Origin of the sequence: Idiomarina sp. UBA4206 (genome assembly GCF_002383015.1) — a bacterium.
GTDB classification, from domain to species: Bacteria; Pseudomonadota; Gammaproteobacteria; order Enterobacterales; family Alteromonadaceae; genus Idiomarina; species Idiomarina abyssalis.
The window spans coordinates 60,692-65,986 of the sequence record NZ_DFTS01000067.1 but is presented as its reverse complement, the minus strand read 5'-3'; the positions used below and the strand labels follow the sequence as shown (position 1 = coordinate 65,986).

The following is a 5,295-nucleotide window of genomic DNA, read 5'->3' as shown; positions in this document are numbered from 1 at the left end:
CAACGAGTACGCGCAACTGCGCGAATACGACGAAGACTTCGACCATTTTTTCCCGTTTCTTGCGGACTTTCATGGTCATTACGCGACACAAAACGAGCCAGTAGCGCCCTACTTCAATTATTTACAGTATGTATGGCAACTGGCTGACGTATTGCCCTTGAGCACCGACGGTTATTCTGCCTTGCTGCGCGTTTGTGCCAGATATACCGATTACCAGCAAGAATTGACACTTAATACAGTCAGTCTGCTCCAGCTTCTTCGGGAAGCCAATGATTGCGCGTTGCAGAATCAACACGCAAAAATTGATAAAGCAGCGATAGATTTAGCGCTTCAGCAACAACGCGATCGCGAAGGTAACCTTGCCGAACTCAGTCGACGCAGCATTCTTGAGCAGCAGGTCCGAATTGATACACACGGCACCGCCGTTGGTCAATTGAACGGTTTGACCGTTGTGACTATGGGCGGCAGTGAGTTCGGCGAACCTTCCCGAATTACCGCGACCATTCACTACGGTGACGGCGACATTATTGATATAGAGCGTAAATCTGATCTCTCCGGTAATATTCATACCAAAGGCGTCATGATTCTAAGTGCTTATTTGGCTAATCAATTTGCCCGCCATGAACCTTTGTCAGTCTCAGCAACCGTTGTGTTTGAACAGTCTTACTACGAAGTTGATGGAGACAGCGCGTCACTTGGCGAGCTTTGCTGCTTAATTTCAGCCCTGGCAGAACAGCCCGTTAAACAGTCTCTTGCCATTACCGGCGCGGTTGACCAGTTTGGCAATGTTCAGTCAATTGGTGCGGTCAATGAAAAAATTGAGGGTTACTATGCGCTTTGTGCACACCGGGGACTTAACGGTGAGCAAGGTGTCATTATTCCGCAGTCAAACAAACATCAACTCAACCTTAATGACGAAATCGTTGAAGCCGTAAAAAATGGGCAGTTTCACGTTTATACCGTTGAACATGTCGAGGAAGCCTTAGAGCTATTAACCGAAGTACCAATTAAAACCCTTTTCCAGCACGTGCGAGACCGTACATTGGATAGTTCTGACAATGATCAACCTCGCAGCTTTTGGCGCCGTATTTTTAGCTAAGAAAGAACTTGTCGGATTTGTTTGGCGTACAGTTGTACGCTAAACTGCGCCCTAGTTTTTGAATAACTAAATTAGGGTATTTATGAATCAGTCGAGCTTTACTCGCGAAGAACTTCTGGCCTGCAGTCGCGGGGAAATGTTTGGTCCTGGCAACAGCAAGCTGCCAGCCCCCAATATGCTAATGATGGATCGCATCATTGAAATTAATGAAGACGGCGGTTCGGCCGGCAAAGGTTTTATCCATGCTGAGCTCGATATCCACCCTGACCTTTGGTTTTTTGATTGTCACTTTAAGGGTGACCCTGTCATGCCTGGTTGTCTTGGTCTTGATGCTATGTGGCAATTACTTGGTTTTCACCTGGCATGGTCTGGTGGACCGGGTCGTGGACGTGCGTTAGGTGTTGGCGAAGTGAAATTCACCGGGCAAATACTTCCTGAACATAAAAAAGTAAGCTACTACATTGATATGACGCGAGTCATTAAGCGCAAATTGTTCATGGGTGTGGGCAATGGACGCGTGGAAGTAGACGGACGCGAAATCTATACCGCCAAAGACTTAAAAGTGGGTCTATTTACAGATACTTCTACTTTCTAAAACTCGTCTTAAACGAAAAAACGCCGATGCTTTTTTGTATTTAAGCATCGGCGTTTAAATTATCTATCTATTTACTTCTGACACTTAGCGGAATAAGCCGGTATTTCTGGCCTCCATTGCATCTCGCCAACCTCCCAGCCAGTGGGATCTAAAATCATCTTGAGTTTGATAAGGACAGTGGTCTTTTGAGCGGCCATGCAAACCAGCTTTAAAGCCTTGAGTATGTGCTCTTTCAAAGCGATCACGCTTTTGTCTTTTCATAAATCTATCCCTCGCCTGTTATTCACAGATTATTATTTAGAGAGTTGAGGCGTTTTTTTGTTGCCTCATTACTATTGATAGACTTATTTCAGGAGAGTTCAATCGTAAAAGCAGCACAGTATCCATTGACTTTTTTTAACGGATTGAAACTGTGCTACTTTTTATTTTCTAAACGATTATGATTTTTTGGTCTTAAGGAAGGCTCTTCTGCGTATTGCGGTAATAAGCAAACCAAGTGAGCCTAAAGTAAGCAGTGAAAACAGGCCGGTTGACGCACCTTCACGCTCAATTTGATTCTCTTCCTGGCGGCAGTTATTCAGTTCACCATCAACAGGATCAAGCTTGATTGTTACTGCGACTTCCCGCGTTTGAGTCTCACCCGAATCGTCCTGATACTCTTCCTGCTTGAGGGCTGTAGCAAGGATAACACCGTTATCATTTATGCTATTGGCTTCTACTATATCGTAAGGACTATCACAACTAATCGCGTCGTTTAAGTTAATAAACTCTGCAGCCTCATCGGTACTGTCATAAGCAAAACCAACGCGTTGCCGAACGTTAGACAACGTTGCTTCAATCTCGCCTGTACCTACTGCCATGCCATTATTGTTAATTGAATGAATAATGGTTGAGGATCCAGTGAAGAACCCGGGTACCATCGTCAATTCATCGAGATCAACATCATAAATGAAAGCTGTGTTTCTTAAGGTACCAGACAAGTTTTCAACTAAATAACCAGCCGCCTGGTTATTATCATTGATGTCTTTTGCTGACCCCCAGAAATATTTTTCATCTTCTGTTACAGGTACTGCTTCACCGTCGACAAAAATGGCTGGCATACGAATAGCGCCGCGCTGAGGATGGTAAGTCCAACTCTGGCCGACAGCGATACCGTTATTGTTGACAGCAAAAGCATAACTTGAGAAATCTCGATCATCTTCCTCGTTTCTTGGAACTAATGTCCCAAGCTCTTGCTGGCTAATAACTTCGCCACTAGCATCAAGCTGCCATAAGAAGCCTCTAACATCATAAATTGAACGTCGTGCAGAAAAGCTAGATCTGCCTCCGCCAAAGCGAGGATTATAAAAAGGCTCTATATTTGACGCGCCGGTGCTTTTTGTCTCAAACCAGATGTTCCAGGCGCAAACCTGAAGTGGAGCAGAAACGATATCATCTTCATCTTCTGGTTCGCAGTTAGCTATGCGCTCTTCGGATCTTGGGCTTACACCTACACTGGCGTATCCCGCCGCTAGTCCGCTATCGTTAATATCGAAAAGAGCACTTTCACCACCAAGATAATCCGTTGCTGGAGGCGTTATTGAAGTCGTTTCACCGTTGTTATACCAAACGCCCCGAGTAATGAAGTCTGAAACAAAAAATTCAGAAGTTTGCTCCTCACCTTCACCATCTGTATATGTGTATTCAATTAAACCAAACGGAGCGCTGCTGTAACCCACTGCCGAATTCTGGTTATTTATTGAATAAAAAAAGCTGTCTGTGCTGTCTTCTAACTGATCTTCGTTTGCAGGAAAGGGAACAATGGACTGAACAGTCGTATCAAAATAATAAGAACGGTTAATGCCTACCCTTTGCTGCTGAGGTTCAGAGTTTCGCTCATTGGCTATTTGCTGAATAATGTATTCTCGTTGTTCCGGCGTTAAGGTATCAACCTCCTCTATGTCGGCGATTCCCGCATTCTGCAAAATAGCTGGAGATATCTTAGTCAGATCAAGTTCAACATCGGTCGGTAGGCGCGAAACACCGACAACAAACTCCTGAGCATTGATATCCTTCGCAAAACTGTGGCGAAAATTATCAGCGGTTGGAATCTCTTCAATTTCATATTTATCTGCTACAGCAGAGAAAGATATTGTCGACACTATCGCGACTGTGAGTGTTTTCAGCGTAAATGATTTCATTATTAACTAACTACTCTGTTCTGATAAGTTTTCCAGTTCTTCCCAGCGCTCCAGATCCTGCATCAATTGCTCTTCAATACTGGCAATTTCAGTCATCACTGGTTCCGTTTTATCTAGTGGCTGTTCAAAGAACCCCGGTTCATTCATTATTTTTTGTAATTCTTCAAGTTTTGCTTCTTTGTCAGCAATAACCTTTGGTAACTGTTCTAGTTCGCGCTGCAGTTTATAGGATAACTTCTTCTTAGGCTTGTCTGAACCTTTGTCGGCCGTTTTCTGCTTATTTTGCGAACTTTTGTTGCTGTCTGACTCTTTTGACGATGCTTTGGTTCCGCTATTTGAAAATGAATTTTCAGCCTTAGCGGCTAAATAATGGTTTAGCTCAGTAAAACCACCAATTATTTCAGTAATAACGCCCTCGCCTTCAAAATACAAAACGCTAGTGGCGGTGTTATCGACAAACTCCCTATCGTGGCTGACTAACAGAACAGTCCCCTGATAATTTGCAACAATTTGCTCCAGTAACTCTAAAGTTTCGATATCAAGGTCGTTGGTCGGCTCATCCAGTACCAAAATATTGCTGGGTTTCAGCAAGATCTTAGCTAACAGAGCTCGGTTTCTCTCACCACCAGATAAGGCACGAACGGGAGTCCGGGATTGCTTAGGGCTAAACAGAAAGTCCTGTAAGTAACTAAGAATATGACGGCTACGCCCCTGAAATTCGATATCCTGCTTACCATCACCAACGTTATCCATCACGGTTTGTTCAGGATCAAGTTGCGATCGATGTTGATCAAAATAAGCAACTTCAAGGTTTGTACCCAGTTGAACTTTTCCGCTGTCAACGTCCTGCATGCCCAGAATAACCTTGATTAAGGTACTTTTGCCGCAACCATTCGGACCGACAAAAGCGACTTTGTCGCCGCGCATTAGCAATAAGTCCAAATCATTAATAATCGGTTTTTCACCAAAACGTAAGGACAGATCTTCCCCTTCAAAAACTTTTTTGCCTGAACGAGATGACTCATTAACAGACAGGTTCGCTTTGCCCTGAAGTTCCCGACGTTGCTGTCGTTGTTTGCGCAAATCCTGGAGTGCACGCACCCGACCTTCGTTACGAGTTCGTCGTGCCTTTATTCCTTGTCGGATCCAGGTTTCCTCAGCAGCTAACTTTTTATCAAACTCGGCATTGTGAGTTGCTTCGACTTCCAGCGCTTCTTGCTTCTTTTGCAAATAGGTATCGTAATTTCCGGGGTAACTGGTCAAATGCCCACGATCAAGATCGATAATTCGGGTGGCCAGACGACGAATAAATGCCCTGTCGTGACTAATAAATAGTACAGCACCAGAAAAATTAACGATTTGCTCTTCCAGCCAACGCACCATTTCAATATCCAAATGGTTGGTCGGTTCGTCCAGCAACA

General features: G+C 44.2%; 5 protein-coding genes. 2 read left to right on the top strand and 3 right to left on the bottom strand.

Annotated elements, in window-relative coordinates:
* On the top strand, positions 1-1,099 hold a 1,099-nt coding region (locus B3180_RS13660; protein ID WP_286845058.1), incomplete at its 5' end, for a S16 family serine protease.
* 82 nt (positions 1,100-1,181) lie between these two features.
* Positions 1,182-1,694, top strand: a complete 513-nt coding sequence (fabA, locus tag B3180_RS13655; RefSeq protein WP_054487751.1) for a 3-hydroxyacyl-[acyl-carrier-protein] dehydratase FabA — start codon at positions 1,182-1,184, stop codon at positions 1,692-1,694.
* Between the two features lie 84 nt (positions 1,695-1,778).
* Here fabA and rmf read toward each other — a convergent pair whose 3' ends face one another.
* The 3 genes from rmf to B3180_RS13640 all read right to left on the bottom strand — a co-directional run.
* A complete protein-coding gene (gene rmf, locus B3180_RS13650; RefSeq protein ID WP_074930759.1) occupies positions 1,779-1,955 on the bottom strand; it encodes a ribosome modulation factor in 177 nt (58 codons plus the stop codon).
* A gap of 176 nt (positions 1,956-2,131) precedes the next feature.
* The gene (locus B3180_RS13645) at positions 2,132-3,874 is read right to left on the bottom strand and encodes a DUF3466 family protein (protein ID WP_278358689.1); all 1,743 of its coding nucleotides are present in this window, start codon (positions 3,872-3,874) and stop codon (positions 2,132-2,134) included.
* A gap of 6 nt (positions 3,875-3,880) precedes the next feature.
* The coding region (locus tag B3180_RS13640) for an ATP-binding cassette domain-containing protein (RefSeq protein ID WP_286845057.1) at positions 3,881-5,295 on the bottom strand (1,415 nt) is incomplete at its 5' end.

Excerpts from the sequence above, each read along its gene's own strand:
- fabA (WP_054487751.1), top strand. The coding sequence starts at position 1,182 with ATGAATCAGTCGAGCTTTACTCGCGAAGAACTTCTGGCCTGCAGTCGC.
- rmf (WP_074930759.1), bottom strand. The coding sequence starts at position 1,955 with ATGAAAAGACAAAAGCGTGATCGCTTTGAAAGAGCACATACTCAAGGC.
- B3180_RS13645 (WP_278358689.1), bottom strand. The coding sequence starts at position 3,874 with ATGAAATCATTTACGCTGAAAACACTCACAGTCGCGATAGTGTCGACA.